This is a genomic window from Bradyrhizobium manausense (assembly GCF_018130615.1).
Classification (GTDB): Bacteria; Pseudomonadota; Alphaproteobacteria; order Rhizobiales; family Xanthobacteraceae; genus Bradyrhizobium; species Bradyrhizobium manausense_A.
On the sequence record NZ_JAFCKB010000020.1, the window covers coordinates 148492 to 161030 of the forward strand.

Consider the following 12539-nt stretch of genomic DNA (forward strand, 5'->3'; position numbering starts at 1 on the left):
ACCATTGCTCGCGATGGAGTTCAAAAAGGCGCTGCGGAGGGCTTGGTGTCGTTCCAGGGCCTCAAGCCATCCCCGGCGCTCGAGCTCCGGTCGTACGACATCGATCATTTCGGCGACAGCGAGAGATATGCCGGTGCGTCCAGCATGCCATTGTCTCCCGGCTCGACGGCGATCATGCGGGCGCGGCTCAGCCTGCCGAACCTGAGCCTGTCTCTGGTGAAGACCTTCCCGCGGATCATTCGCGGTTACCAGCTGGCGCACGCCGTCGCCGTGGTGGTGCCGATGGACCAGGTGACCTCGACCTGCATCAATGGGCAATCCATCGGCAGCTCCATCGTCATTCTGAAGGGCTCTTCCGATTGCCTGGTCTATGAGCCGGTCGGTCGTCTGATCGGTGTCGCCTACTTCACGCCGCCCGCGTGCGAGCCCTGGTCCCGGCTGGCTGACGGCTATCATTTGCTGAGCGTGCCTTCGGACTTGCTCGCCTCCCTGCGCGCCCTGTTTTCGGCAACGCTTGAGACGGCTGCCAATGATCCTGGCTTCCTGAGCGAGCCGACTTCGCAAACGAACGTCGAACAGTCCCTGCTCAGTGCGATGGATAGCGCCATTCGTTCCAGCGTGAACAGCAAATCGGTGCAAGCCACGACGGAGAGCTACCTCCGGATCGTCGCCGACATGGAAGGATTGATCCGGCAAGATCTGACGGTCTGGCACAAGACGACCGAGCTGGCCGAGCGGGTGGGCGTGTCGGTCCGAACTCTCCAGAGTGCGACGAAGGCCATCTGCGGCATGAGCCCGCATCGCTATAGCCGCGTCCTGCGTCTCTGGTCGGTGCGCAAGCAGCTACGCGTCGGTCCGGGACGGCGCAGCGTGAAGGCCTGCGCCATTGCGCATGGCTTCTGGCATTTGAGCGAGTTCGCGGCTAGCTACCGGGCGGCCTTCGGCGAACTCCCATCCGAGACCCTCTATCGATCGGTGCGGGAGCACAGCTAGAAACCGCGACCTATTCGCGCGTGCCGCCCCAGTCGCCCAATACCGCTTGGACCAGCGCCAGCGCTGCGACCGCGGCCGTGTCGGCGCGCATGATCCGGGGGCCGAGGGCGAGTCGCAGGATTTTCGGCTGCCGCAGCAGAAGGGCGCGCTCTTCCTCCGCGAAGCCGCCCTCGGGGCCGATCAGCACGTCGATACCGCGGCCGGCCGCGCGGGCATCTTGCAGGCCTTGAATCGGGCTTTGCACCTCGGCGGCCTCATCGCAGAAGATCAGCAGGCGGCCGGCCGGGCGTTGACTGAGGTAGCGCTCGAGCGGCACCGGTTCGGCCACGGCGGCGATGCTCAAGATGCCGCATTGCTCGGCGGCCTCGACCACATTGGCACGCATCCGCTCGGTGTTGACCCGGGAGGCCTGGGTGAACCGGGTCAGGACCGGCTGAAGCGTGGCCGCGCCCATCTCGATGGCCTTCTGGACCATATAATCGAGCCGGGCATGCTTGAGTGGGGCGAAGACGTAGGCGAGGTCGGGCAGTCGATCCTGCGGGCGGACCTGCTGAAGGACGACGAGGTTGTCGGGCCGCTTTCGGCCTTCGATCGCGGCCTGCCACTCGCCGTCACGGCCGTTGAAGGCCAAAACCTCGGCCCCGGCGGCCAAGCGCAGCACATTGCCGAGATAGTTGCTCTGGTCGCGGTCGAGCGGAACCCGGGCGTCCTGGGCCAGGGGGGCGTCGACGAACAGGCGGGGGGCGCGAAAATCGTGGGAGGGCATTGGTCAAAAGTCCGATTTGCGGCCGTTCTTAACCGAAAGCAGCCATTTCAGGGGTAAATATTGCCAAATTGGTGCGTCGGCGCGCCGCGCTCTTGCCCCATTCGGCGGGTTGTTAAGGGCCGGCGGGAATCGTAAAATCGCGACACGCTGGTTGCGCTTCAATTGGGAAGGCGCCGAGCCCCCGTAAGCTCCTGCCGGAGAGACTATCTTGATGATCCGTCGTTTGATGGTTCCGATCACTGCCGCCATGGTCACCATGGGCGCCGCGGGAGCTCATGCGCAGGGGTTCCCGGCGCCACTGCCGAACCAGGCCGCAACCGATTCCGCATTTCCGCCCGTGAACGGCCGAGCGCCGGTCGCCTCCGTCGGCGCCGCGCCGCAGGCCTCGTTCCCGGTCAACGGCGCGGCCCCTATCGGTGGTGCCGGCGCGTTCAGCGCAGCCCCGCCGACGCAAGCGCCCGGCGAAGATTGCATGAAGGCGTTCGTCCCGCTCCGCGAGGAAGCCGAGAAGCGCGGCAAGCTGATCAAGGCCGCGAGCGATCGCCATGCCCCCCCAGACGAGGCCTGCAAGCTGATCGGCAATTTCAGCCAGGCTGAGCTGAAGATGATCAAATACGTCGAGGTCCATGCGGCGAAGTGCGGGATCCCGCCGCAGATCGGCGAGCAGATGAAGACCGGGCACAAGAACACCGAGGCGATGCAGAAGAAGGTCTGCAACGTCGCGCAACAGATGGCAAGCCAGCCGCGCGGTCCGGCCGGACCGTCGCTGAGTGAAGTGGTGGGTTCGGGCTCTGCGCCGGAAGCCAATGCCGGCAAGAAGGGCGGCAGCACCTTCGACACGCTCAACGGCAACGTCCTCACCCGATGAGCGACACATCAGCCCGTGTTGCCGACTCTACCGGCAACTGGGTCGATACGCTCGCGCCGCAATGGGCGCGGCCGTATCTGCGCCTGTCCCGCTTCGACCGTCCGATCGGCTCCTGGCTTCTCTTGATGCCGTGCTGGTGGTCGGCCGCGCTCGCGAGCGGCATGGCGCATGACGTCCGCGGTCTTCCGCTGATCGTCGTGCTGTTCTTCGTCGGCGCTTTTGTCATGCGCGGCGCCGGCTGCACGTGGAACGACATCACCGACCGCGACCTCGACGACAAGGTCGAGCGCACCCGCTCGCGGCCGCTGCCCTCGGGGCAGGTGACCACCAAGCAGGCGCTGGCCTTCATGGTCGCGCAGGCCCTGATCGGGCTCGTTGTGCTGCTGCAGTTCAACCGCTTCGCGGTCCTGACCGGCATCGCCTCGCTTCTGATCGTTGCGATCTATCCCTTCATGAAGCGCATCACCTGGTGGCCGCAGATCGTGCTCGGGCTCGCCTTCTCCTGGGGCGCGCTGATGGGATTCGCCGTCACCTTCGGACGCATCGACGTTACCGCGCTGGTGCTCTACGCCGGCGCGATTTCGTGGGTGATCGGCTATGACACCATCTACGCGCATCAGGACGCCGAGGACGACGCGCTGATCGGCATCAAGTCCACCGCGCGTCTGTTCGGTGCGCACACGCACCAGGCGCTGATCCTGTTTTATGGTCTTGCGGTCATGCTGATCGGCGTCGCGCTGGCGTCAGGCGATGCGCGCTGGCCGGCGTGGATCGGGCTTGCGGCCTTCGCCGCGCATCTGGCCTCGCAGATCATGCGCTTGAGGATCGACGATCCAGACTTGTGCAAGCGTCTGTTCTACTCGAACAAATATGCGGGCTTGTTGCTGTTTGCGGGATTGCTGACCGACGCGGTGTTGCGGGCCGCGTAGCGCCCGCTCAATTCCTTGCGATGATCTCGCGTTCTTCGCGATGAATCGGCAACTCGCGCGCCATGGCGGTGCGGCGGCGCATCAGGAATTTCGGACGGCGGGCGCGGATCGCATTGGCGCGGCGACGGCGGGCTGCGGGCTTGCGGGCACCTTCGTCGAGCTGCGGCAGCGCAAAGATCTCGCTCCAGATCGCCCACGGTTCGGCGAGATCGTCGCCATCGGCGCTGACCAGCAGCGGAACGGACAGCGAGGGATCGCGATGGACCAGCACGAGGGTCTGCGCTTCGTCATTGCCGCGCAGCGCGACGCCGGTGAAGTCACTGACGCGCACGTTGATGGCCATCTGCATGCCGCGAACGGCACGGCGCAGCACGACACGCTCGCGATGAAGCTCGATCTGTCTTGTGTAGCCGTCGGCGCGCGGATCATGCGCATCGAAGCGGACCGGAAGGGAAAGAGGGTCGAGCCGCAAGCTGCGGCTCGACCCGGCGGGGTTGACCCCGCATGTTGCTGTTTGACGCCTCACGGCTTTAGTTCTCCCCGCCAGGATTATGTTCCCGGTCGATGCGAGGACCTTAGCGCGGGGCTTTCCGAAACCGCTTAAAAAGGCTGGTTAATCCAACGTCACCGGGCCGCATGATTGACAAGACCTTGGCGCGCATGATTGACGAGACGTTGCGCGAGAGCCGCGAATCTGAGCCTTCTGCGGGCTGAAAATGCTTGAAGTCCGCACCATTTGGGCACATCTGGTGTTCAGGGCCGTATCGCCCCGAAACCTCCCGCGCCCCCAACAGGATTTCGTTCGTGAACCCTTCACCAAGCTCGACGCTTTCGCCCCAGGGCTCTTCAAAGTCCAATCGCGACCTGTTCGATCAGTCCGCGCTGTCGGATCTCGCTCAGCGTCTGGTCGAGGCGGCGAAGCGCGCCGGCGCGGATGCGGCCGATGCCGTGGCGGTGCGCGGCGTCTCGCAAGGCGTCGAGGTGCGTGACGGCCGCGTCGAGGAATCCGAGCGATCCGAGGGCGATGATGTCGGCTTGCGCGTTCTGGTCGGCCAGCGCCAGGCGGTGGTCTCGACCAATGACGTGAGCGGCGATGCCGTGACCAAGCTTGCGGAGCGCGCGGTCGCGATGGCCAAGGTCGCGCCGACGGACAAATATGTCGGCCTTGCCGATCCCGCGCTGCTCGCGCGCGATTTTCCCGATCTCGATCTGCTCGATCCCGACGTGCCCGCGACGTCGGAGCTCGAGCGCCGCGCGCTCGCGGCCGAGGCCGCCGCACTTGCCGTGAAGGGCGTCTCGAAATCCGGCGGCGCGTCGGCTTCCGCCGGCATGGGCGGCATGGTGCTCGTCACCTCGACCGGCTTCCACGGGTCTTACCTGCGCTCCAGCCAGGGCATCTCGGCAACCGCGATCGTCGGCGAAGGCACCAGCATGGAGCGCGATTACGACTTCACCTCGGCGCCGCACGGGGCCGATCTGTTGTCGCCGGAAGTTGTCGGCCGCTCCGCCGGCGAGCGCACCGTGGCGCGCTACAATCCGCGCAAGGTCGAGACCTGCAAGGTGCCGGTCGTATTCGATCCGCGTGTCGCGGGCTCCCTGGTCGGCCATGTCGTCGGCGCCATCAATGGCGCCTCGATCGCGCGCAAGACCAGCTTCCTCAAGGACAAGCTCGGCCAGCAGCTGTTTGCCAAGAACATCCGCATCATCGATGATCCCCTGCGCAAGCGCGGCCTGCGCTCGCAGACCTTCGACGCCGAGGGCGTTGCGGTGAAGAAGATCGCGCTGATCGACGAGGGCGTGCTGACGACCTGGCTGCTCGACTGCGCCACCGCGCGCGAGCTCGGCCTCACCACCACCGGCCACGCCCATCGTGGCGTTTCGTCCTCGCCCTCGCCGGGTCCGTACAATCTGCATCTCGAGCCTGGCATCCCGACGCCGGCCGAGCTGATCGCCGATATCAAGCAGGGCTTCTACGTCACCGATCTGATCGGCTCGGGCGTCAATGGCGTCACCGGCGATTACAGCCGCGGCGCCTCCGGCTTCTGGATCGAGAACGGCGAGCTCACCTATCCCGTCAGCGAGGTCACGATCGCGGGCCATCTGTTCGAGATCTTCAAGTCGATGCAGCCGGCGAACAATCTCGAGTTCCGCTACGGCATCAATGCGCCGACGGTGCGCATCGAGGGTTTGACGCTTGGCGGACGCTGACAGTCTCGACGCAAACGTTCTGGCGCGCGACGCAGCGCTGCTGCAAGACACGGTGCGGGAGGCGGGCGCGCTGGCGCAGTCGATGTTCCGCACCGAGCTGAGGAAGTGGACCAAGGGCGCGTCCTCGCCGGTCTCGGAAGCCGACATCGCCGTCAACGACTTGCTGGAAGCACGCCTGCGCGGCGCCACGCCGGACTATGGCTGGCTGTCGGAGGAGAGCGCCGACGATGCCACACGGCTGTCGCGGCGGCTCGTCTGGGTGGTCGATCCGATCGACGGCACCCGCAATTATCTCAACGGCCATGATGAATGGTGCGTCAGCGTCGCGCTGGTCGAGGATGTCGCGCCTGTGCTCGCCGCCGTATTCGCGCCGGCCACCAATGAGTTCTTCTTCGCTGCCCGCGGCCGGGGCACCATGCTCAACGACAGGCCCGCGCGGGCAACGCAAGGCGCCGCGCTCGACTTCTCCCGCATGGCCGGCCCGAAGCCGATGGTCGAGCGGCTCAATGCCTCGATCGGTGAGGTCAAGCTGCATCCGCGAATCGGCTCGCTGGCGCTTCGGCTGTGCCGGGTCGCCAATGGCACCCTGGATGCGGCTTTTGCGGGCGGCAATAGTCATGATTGGGACCTTGCGGCGGCCGATTTGATCGTGCAGGAAGCGGATGGTAGGATGAGCGATCTCTCCGGAGATCCCATCCTTTATAATCGTCGGGAAGTGACGCACGGGGTGCTGGTGGCAGCGGGACGCGATCGTCATGCGAGCATTGTCGCGCATTTTCGAAACCGTCCCCTGGCCTGAAGCGCTTGTCGTCGTGCTTGTCGAACACTGCTTTGCCGGGCAGCCTCTTAGGAACAGAACTCATGCCAGATAGTGCCCCGCAACAGCTGCTTCATCTCGTCATCGGCGGCGAGCTGCTCGATCTCCAGCACAACACCTTCAAGAACCTCGACGACGTCGAGATCGTCGGCCTCTATCCGAACTATGCCGCCGCCCATGCCGCCTGGCGCGCCAAGGCGCAGAGCACGGTCGACAATGCGCAGATGCGCTATTTCATCGTCCACCTCCATCGGCTGCTCGACCCGAATCAAGAACCGGCGCGTTGAAAAAACTGCTTCGCAATACGCTGCGAAGCAGCTGGTTTCAGCGTGCCGTCGGGTTCCTGGCGGCCGAATATCTGCGTCTGGTCTGGCGGACCAACAGGTTCACGTTCGATCCGCCCGACGTCTATGACATCGTCGAGCCGCAGATCCCGGCGATCTTCGCGTTCTGGCACGGCCAGCATTTCCTCACCCCGTTCATCAAGAACAAGGACTCCTACCGCGCCAAGGTCCTGATCTCGCGTCACCGCGACGGCGAGTTCAATGCCATCGCGGTGGAGCGCCTCGGCATCGGCCTCATCCGCGGTTCCGGCGATCATGGCGGCGCTTTCCACCGCAAAGGTGGTGTCGGCGCCTTCAAGGAGATGGTGCGAACGCTCCAGGACGGTTGTAATGTGGCGCTGACCGCCGATGTTCCCAAGCGCGCGCGCGTGGCCGGGCTCGGCATCATCATGCTGGCACGGGAATCGGGGCGGCCGATCATGCCTTTTGCGATGGCGACCAGCCGCTTCATCCGGCTCAAGAACTGGGACCGCACCACCATCAACCTGCCGTTCGGGCGGGGTGCGCTGGTCGGCATCAAGGAAATTCACGTTCCCGCAGATGCCGATGCCGCCATGATGGAAACGCTGCGGCTGGAGCTGGAAGAGACGTTGAACGAAGCCACCCGCCGCGCCTATGCGCAGCTCGGCCGACCGGGGCCTGCCGATGGCTAATTCGCTGCCCAAGTCCCTGCCGATGACGCTGCGGATGTACCGGCGCCTGGCCACCGGCCTGGCGCCGCTCGCGCCTGCGCTGATCAAGCGGCGGCTGAAGCAGGGCAAGGAAGATCCCGCGCGCGTCGGCGAGCGGCGCGGCCTGTCCCGGGACGTCCGGCCGCATGGTCCGCTGGTGTGGATCCACGGCGCCAGCGTCGGCGAGGTGTTGGCGGCGGCGGCGCTGATCGAGCGGCTGCGCGATCTCAATCTGCGCATCCTGCTCACCTCGGGCACGGTCACCTCGGCCGCCGTCGTCGCCAAGCGTTTTCCGCCCGACGTCATTCATCAATACGTGCCGTATGATTCCCCGCGCTACGTCGCGCGCTTCCTCGATCACTGGAAGCCGTCGCTGGCGCTGTTCATCGAGTCCGATCTCTGGCCGAACCTGATCCTGGCGGGCGCGGCGCGCCGGGTGCCGATGGTGCTGATCAACGGGCGGATGTCGCCGCGCTCCTTCCCGCGCTGGCGGCGGATGCACGGCACCATCTCGGCGCTGCTGTCGCGCTTCGACATCTGTCTGGCGCAATCGAAGACCGATGCCGAACGCTTCTCCACGCTCGGCAGCCGCGACGTCGTCACCACGGGCAATCTCAAGCTCGACGTGCCGGCGCCGCCGGCCGATCCCGCCAAGCTCGAGCGGCTGATGACGATGACGCGCGGGCGTCCGGTCATCGTCGCGGCTTCGACCCATCCGGGCGAGGACGAGATGCTGGTGGCGGCGCATCGCAGCCTCGTCGGCATCTTCCCGCAGCTCCTGACCGTGATCGTGCCGCGGCATCCGGATCGCGGCTCGTCGATCGCGGGGATGATCACGGCATCCGGCCTGAAGCCGGCCTTGCGCTCGCGCGATGAGCCGCCGACGGCCACCACCGATATCTATGTCGCCGACACCATGGGCGAGCTCGGCCTGTTCTATCGCCTCTCCCCGGTCGTGTTCATGGGCGGATCGCTGATCCGCCATGGCGGTCAGAATCCGATCGAGGCGATCAAGCTCGGCGCGGCCATCGTGCATGGTCCGCATGTCTTCAACTTTGCCGATGTCTATGAGGCGCTCGACAGCCGCGGCGGGGCACGCCAGGCCGATACGCAGGATGCGCTGGTCAAGCAGCTCGGGCTGCTGCTGGTCGAGCCCGCGGTGCGCGACAAGATACAGCGCGCGGGCGCCGGCGTGGTCGAGGAGCTCGGCGGCGCGCTCGATCGCACCATGACGGCGCTCGAGCCGTATCTGATGCAGCTGCGGATCGAGATGGGAGCCGCCAATGCGTGAGCCGGCCTTCTGGTACCGGCCGCGTTCCCCGAAGTCGCATCTGCTCAGCCCGCTGGGCGCGCTCTATGGCGCCATCACCGCGCGCCGCATGGCGCGCAAGGGATTTGACGCCGGCATCCCCGTGCTCTGCGTCGGCAACTACCATGTCGGGGGCGCCGGCAAGACGCCGACCGTGCTGGCGCTGACGAAGCTGCTGCGCGAGCTCGGCGAGACCCCGGTGGTGCTCAGCCGCGGCTATGGCGGGCGCTTGCACGGCCCGGTGATGGTCGATCGCGAGCGTCACGATGCGTCCGATGTCGGCGACGAACCATGGATGATGGTGCGCGACGTGCCCGTCGCGGTCGCGCGCGACCGACTCGACGGCGTCGCGCTGGCGAAGTCGCAAGGCGCCACCGTGATCCTGATGGACGACGGCTTTCAGAATCCGCACCTGTTGAAGGACGCCTCGCTGATCGTGATCGACAGCGAGCGTGGCCTCGGCAACGGCAAGGTGTTTCCGGCAGGTCCCTTGCGCGCGCCGCTGAAAGCGCAGCTCGCGCGTACCGATGCGCTGGTGCTGATCGGCGACGGCCATGCCGCGGACGATGTCGCGGCGAAGATTGCCGCGCGCGGCAAGCCGGTGCTGCGGGCGCGGCTGAAGCCGGATGCGGTGTCAGTCGCGCAGCTCTTCGGCAAGCAGGTCTTCGCCTTCGCCGGCATCGGCGATCCCGATCGCTTCTTCAGGACCTTGCGGGCGAGCGGGATCGAGATCGCTGGGAGCCGCACCTTTGCTGACCACCACCCGTATTCTGAGCGCGACATCCAGGAAATGTGGGATGATGCCAGGCGCAACGGACAAACGCTGGTGACCACGGAGAAAGACCTAGCCCGCATCCATGGCGGCGAAGGGATGTTGCCCCACGTGGAAGGTGTGATGCCGTTCAAAGTAACGCTGGAGTTCGATGATCCGGATGCGCTGCGGCAACTGATCAGCGATCATCTCTACAAGGCCCGCGAGCGGCGCTTCAGCAAGCGCTGATCGCGCCGCAGGCTCTACGGCACTGGTTGGAATAGCAGGGCCAACGCCGCTTCTATTGCTTATTTCTCCGCTCGATGAAATCGCCCCACTCCTGTCTGACGATCAAGCGAAACAGTCCGGGTGGCACAGCTTCTCCCTCCGGGATGCTGCTGGATAGCGGCAATGTATTGACTGATCCCATGAACACCCCGAACAAGGGCATGCACCTCTTGAGGGCGTAGTCCACGGCTTGGTCCTCGGTCCGAACTCCGGCCGCTCGCGCGCCGGTGGTGTTTAATCGGACACAAGCCCTGAAGTCGGAGACGTAGGGTTTCTCATCCTGTGGTGTCTGAGCGGCGGCCGAAAACGGCAGCATCAGAAGAGACGCCAAAACAGCTGCTCTCAACGGACGCTCCCAAATGTTCGTGCCTAGCCTGTCTTGGACAAAGCCATTGCGACGGAAATAAGGGGCAGTGCGCCATTCAGCCGACATTCATCGCAAAACGCCTATCGATGGCAGACGATCCTGGAGTCTGCGATGAAACTGCCCTCTACGGCCATTGCCGCCAGCCTTGTGTGTCTGAGCGTTGCGCCGGTGTTGGCACAGACGACGCCGGCTGCTGCTCCGACCGCCACGGTGCCGGTCCCCGCGACCAAGCGCATGGCGTGCCTCAGCTCGACACAAAGTCTGAAGGGGCAGGACAAGCGCGACCAGATGCAGCTCTGCATGGCGCAGGCGCGGCTCGATTGCCTGAAGCAGGCGATCGATCAGAAGCTGGTCGGCGAAGCGCGCAAGAGCGCGATCAAGACTTGCGTGGGCACGGATGGTCCGGCGCAGCAATAGCCACGCAGGTGAGGCCTCACGATTGCGGCTTCGGCGCGCCCGGAAAATGCCGCTGCAGCACGGCGGCGGGCGTGGCGTAGGCTTCCTGCAAATCCACGCTCCAATATTTCAGCTCGTCGAGCGGGATCCGCGTGTCGGTGATGGCGCAGCGCACGAACGTTCCCGGCGAGATCACGCGGAAATCGCCGTCGAGATATTGCACTTGCGCTTCGCCATGGCCGGAAGGGCCGAACTTGTTCAGCACGGTCGAAAGTCTCCGTGGAAGGCACCTGCTTGGAAAACCTTGCAGGGCACGATGTGTTGGACCGGATGTAGCATAGATAGGGTGGCTTGTCCGCCCGTTAAACCCACCGGTTTGTGATGTTTTGCCGCCGTTTGCGCATGATAGTGCTTGAGGCCGTGCGGCACCTCCTGCGACTGAGTCCGATGCGCCTTCGACTGACCGCCCTGTTCCTGACGCTCTCGATGTCGGCCGCGCAAGCCGCGCCGGTGCCCGCACCTGCGCAGGTCGAAATCCCGCTCGCCTCCGGCGTCCTGCATGCGCAGCTGTTCAAGCCGGAGGGGGCAGGGCCATTCCCGACCGTGATCGCGCTGCATGGTTGCGGCGGTCTCGGCAGCCATTCCGATTCCGTCCAGCCGCGCTATCGCGATTGGGCCGAGCGCCTGCTCAAGGCGGGCAATGCCGTGCTGCTGCCCGACAGCTACGGCTCGCGTGAGCTCGGCCCGCAATGCCGCGTCAAGGAGATGCACGTCAAGGCGCGGCGCGAGCGTGTCGCCGACATCGCGGCCTCGCGCGCCTGGCTGATGAAGCAGAGCTGGGTGGCGCGCGACCGCGTCAGCCTGATCGGCTGGGCCAACGGCGCCAGCGCGCTGCTCTGGGCGGTGCGTCCGCAGGCCGTGGCGCGTGATGCCGGACCGGATTTCCGCGCCGCGATCGCGTTCTATCCGGATTGCCGGATCTCCGCGGGTCTCGGCTGGAGCACGCGGGTGCCGACGCTGGTGCTGATCGGCGCGAACGACGACGTCTCCTCGCCGCCGGCCTGCCGCCAGATGGTGGACGGCGCCCATGGCCGCAGCGCGCTCGCGCGCATCGTGGTCTATCCCGGCGCCTATCACGATTTCGACCGCGCCAACACGCCGCTGCACGCCGCGAGCGCCAGCGCCGACGCCGCCGCACCCGAGCATGGTCATCTCGGCACCGATTCCGAAGCGCGCGCCGAGTCGCAGAAGGACGTCGCGGAATGGCTGGCGCGGTAGCTGATAAGAGCGGGCCTGCCCCGCCGTAGCTCGGTAGAGCGAAGGCGGGACAGCCCCGCATCGACCACCGCCCTGCACGGATCGAAATGGTCGACCGTGAATCTACGGCTCGCGCCTCGCACCGGTTTCAGCGGATCTCGGCGCCTTAGTTCGACCATGATGTCGGCTAAACGCATCTTTCATGCGCAGCCGCATCGTCATCTTCTCATCCGCACTGGCCATCTTCACCGTCGCAGTGTTCCTGTTCGAAGCCCACGCCGGCTCGCCCCTGCGCGCGCCGGACCATTGCGGCTTCTGGACCACGATCGACGCGGGCTTGTCCTGCCGGTAGGCGGCGAGAGCGCAGGCTCCCAACCCCAGCGTCGTCCTGGCGAAAGCCAGGACCCATACCGCGCGATCTATCAATTGCGGTCGGTCTGAGTACCGAACGAAAAGTCTTCGCCAAACTTCTCCCTGGGGTTTTGGGTCCCGGCCTTCGCCCTAGGGCATGCACGTATCTCTGAGGCTCCATCCGGCTGCGGCGGCTTTGAAGTATTCGAGGCCGTTTTTGAAGG

15 protein-coding genes are annotated in these 12539 nt (G+C 65.6%); 12 read left to right on the top strand and 3 right to left on the bottom strand.

Annotated elements, in window-relative coordinates:
• Positions 1-45 precede the first annotated feature (45 nt).
• Positions 46-993 carry a helix-turn-helix domain-containing protein gene (locus tag JQ587_RS29595; RefSeq protein WP_349629543.1) on the top strand — a complete coding sequence of 316 codons (948 nt, stop codon included), beginning with the start codon at positions 46-48 and terminating at the stop codon, positions 991-993.
• A gap of 10 nt (positions 994-1003) precedes the next feature.
• On the opposite strand, the gene JQ587_RS29600 is transcribed toward JQ587_RS29595, so the two are convergent.
• Positions 1004-1759 carry a 16S rRNA (uracil(1498)-N(3))-methyltransferase gene (locus JQ587_RS29600; RefSeq protein WP_212427692.1) on the bottom strand — a complete coding sequence of 252 codons (756 nt, stop codon included), beginning with the start codon at positions 1757-1759 and terminating at the stop codon, positions 1004-1006.
• 211 nt (positions 1760-1970) lie between these two features.
• On the opposite strand from JQ587_RS29600, the gene JQ587_RS29605 reads away from it, so the two are divergent.
• Both JQ587_RS29605 and ubiA read left to right on the top strand, forming a co-directional pair.
• Positions 1971-2627 (top strand): hypothetical protein, encoded by a 657-nt coding sequence (locus JQ587_RS29605; protein WP_212297127.1) that lies wholly within the window; start codon positions 1971-1973, stop codon positions 2625-2627.
• Positions 2624-3556, top strand: coding sequence for a 4-hydroxybenzoate octaprenyltransferase (gene ubiA, locus JQ587_RS29610; RefSeq protein ID WP_212297126.1), 933 nt, complete (start codon positions 2624-2626; stop codon positions 3554-3556). Before JQ587_RS29605 ends, ubiA begins: the two co-directional genes overlap by 4 nt.
• 7 nt (positions 3557-3563) lie before the next feature.
• On the opposite strand, the gene JQ587_RS29615 is transcribed toward ubiA, so the two are convergent.
• Positions 3564-4082 carry a DUF6101 family protein gene (locus tag JQ587_RS29615; protein ID WP_212427693.1) on the bottom strand — a complete coding sequence of 173 codons (519 nt, stop codon included), beginning with the start codon at positions 4080-4082 and terminating at the stop codon, positions 3564-3566.
• A 278-nt stretch (positions 4083-4360) separates the two neighbouring features.
• On the opposite strand from JQ587_RS29615, the gene JQ587_RS29620 reads away from it, so the two are divergent.
• The 7 genes from JQ587_RS29620 to JQ587_RS29650 all read left to right on the top strand — a co-directional run bounded on the left by JQ587_RS29620 (position 4361) and on the right by JQ587_RS29650 (position 10728).
• On the top strand, positions 4361-5764 hold the full coding sequence (locus JQ587_RS29620) for a TldD/PmbA family protein (RefSeq protein WP_212297124.1): 1404 nt from the start codon (positions 4361-4363) through the stop codon (positions 5762-5764).
• The gene (locus JQ587_RS29625) at positions 5751-6563 is read left to right on the top strand and encodes a 3'(2'),5'-bisphosphate nucleotidase CysQ (RefSeq protein WP_212427694.1); all 813 of its coding nucleotides are present in this window, start codon (positions 5751-5753) and stop codon (positions 6561-6563) included. The genes JQ587_RS29620 and JQ587_RS29625 overlap by 14 nt, the downstream gene beginning before the upstream one ends.
• A 62-nt stretch (positions 6564-6625) precedes the next feature.
• Positions 6626-6868, top strand: a complete 243-nt coding sequence (locus tag JQ587_RS29630) for a DUF4170 domain-containing protein (RefSeq protein WP_212297122.1) — start codon at positions 6626-6628, stop codon at positions 6866-6868.
• Positions 6865-7578 carry a lysophospholipid acyltransferase family protein gene (locus tag JQ587_RS29635; protein ID WP_212297121.1) on the top strand — a complete coding sequence of 238 codons (714 nt, stop codon included), beginning with the start codon at positions 6865-6867 and terminating at the stop codon, positions 7576-7578. Before JQ587_RS29630 ends, JQ587_RS29635 begins: the two co-directional genes overlap by 4 nt.
• The gene (locus JQ587_RS29640; protein WP_212427695.1) at positions 7541-8887 is read left to right on the top strand and encodes a 3-deoxy-D-manno-octulosonic acid transferase; all 1347 of its coding nucleotides are present in this window, start codon (positions 7541-7543) and stop codon (positions 8885-8887) included. Before JQ587_RS29635 ends, JQ587_RS29640 begins: the two co-directional genes overlap by 38 nt.
• Entirely contained in the window at positions 8880-9905 is a 1026-nt protein-coding gene (lpxK, locus tag JQ587_RS29645; protein WP_212427696.1) for a tetraacyldisaccharide 4'-kinase, read from the top strand. Before JQ587_RS29640 ends, lpxK begins: the two co-directional genes overlap by 8 nt.
• Before the next feature lie 517 nt (positions 9906-10422).
• Positions 10423-10728 (top strand): hypothetical protein, encoded by a 306-nt coding sequence (locus JQ587_RS29650; RefSeq protein WP_212427697.1) that lies wholly within the window; start codon positions 10423-10425, stop codon positions 10726-10728.
• Between the two features lie 16 nt (positions 10729-10744).
• Here JQ587_RS29650 and JQ587_RS29655 read toward each other — a convergent pair whose 3' ends face one another.
• Entirely contained in the window at positions 10745-10972 is a 228-nt protein-coding gene (locus JQ587_RS29655) for a DUF2093 domain-containing protein (protein WP_212427698.1), read from the bottom strand.
• A 182-nt stretch (positions 10973-11154) separates the two neighbouring features.
• On the opposite strand from JQ587_RS29655, the gene JQ587_RS29660 reads away from it, so the two are divergent.
• Both JQ587_RS29660 and JQ587_RS29665 read left to right on the top strand, forming a co-directional pair.
• On the top strand, positions 11155-11985 hold the full coding sequence (locus JQ587_RS29660) for a dienelactone hydrolase family protein (RefSeq protein WP_212427699.1): 831 nt from the start codon (positions 11155-11157) through the stop codon (positions 11983-11985).
• Positions 11986-12166: 181 nt separating this feature from the next.
• Positions 12167-12316, top strand: coding sequence for a hypothetical protein (locus JQ587_RS29665; protein ID WP_212297116.1), 150 nt, complete (start codon positions 12167-12169; stop codon positions 12314-12316).
• Positions 12317-12539 lie beyond the last annotated feature (223 nt).

Bases quoted from the DNA above. Each gene is read 5' to 3' on its own strand.
- JQ587_RS29600 (WP_212427692.1), bottom strand. From the start codon at position 1,759: ATGCCCTCCCACGATTTTCGCGCCCCCCGCCTGTTCGTCGACGCCCCC.
- JQ587_RS29605 (WP_212297127.1), top strand. From the start codon at position 1,971: ATGATCCGTCGTTTGATGGTTCCGATCACTGCCGCCATGGTCACCATG.
- ubiA (WP_212297126.1), top strand. From the start codon at position 2,624: ATGAGCGACACATCAGCCCGTGTTGCCGACTCTACCGGCAACTGGGTC.
- JQ587_RS29630 (WP_212297122.1), top strand. From the start codon at position 6,626: ATGCCAGATAGTGCCCCGCAACAGCTGCTTCATCTCGTCATCGGCGGC.
- JQ587_RS29640 (WP_212427695.1), top strand. From the start codon at position 7,541: ATGCGCAGCTCGGCCGACCGGGGCCTGCCGATGGCTAATTCGCTGCCC.
- lpxK (WP_212427696.1), top strand. From the start codon at position 8,880: ATGCGTGAGCCGGCCTTCTGGTACCGGCCGCGTTCCCCGAAGTCGCAT.
- JQ587_RS29650 (WP_212427697.1), top strand. From the start codon at position 10,423: ATGAAACTGCCCTCTACGGCCATTGCCGCCAGCCTTGTGTGTCTGAGC.
- JQ587_RS29660 (WP_212427699.1), top strand. From the start codon at position 11,155: ATGCGCCTTCGACTGACCGCCCTGTTCCTGACGCTCTCGATGTCGGCC.
- JQ587_RS29665 (WP_212297116.1), top strand. From the start codon at position 12,167: ATGCGCAGCCGCATCGTCATCTTCTCATCCGCACTGGCCATCTTCACC.